1 pseudogene is annotated in these 265 nt (G+C 40.0%); it reads left to right on the forward strand.

Going from position 1 to position 265, the window contains the following annotated elements:
* Positions 1-265: pseudogene (locus AAEY83_RS15805) on the forward strand (polysaccharide biosynthesis/export family protein); the annotation flags it as partial.

The following is a 265-nucleotide window of genomic DNA, read 5'->3' on the forward strand; positions in this document are numbered from 1 at the left end:
GAGCAACCACAATTGGTGATTCAAACAATATTATATTGAATCGTAAAGGTCAAAGCTATTCATTAGGTTTGCAGTCATTGCGCGAAATGGGTTCTTCAGCCAATCAGATATATTTGCAAGACGGTGATTCTGTACACGTCAACAGTCAGAGTCGTAACAGAGTCTTTGTTTTAGGTGAATTTGGAAGAATTGAGCCTATACCTATTTTGGAGCAAGGACTTAGCCTATCTAGCGTATTAGGAGAGTCAAGAGGCCTGAATGCTAG

It is taken from the genome of Psychrobacter sp. TB20-MNA-CIBAN-0197 (genome assembly GCF_040309765.1).
Lineage (GTDB): Bacteria > Pseudomonadota > Gammaproteobacteria > Pseudomonadales > Moraxellaceae > Psychrobacter > Psychrobacter submarinus.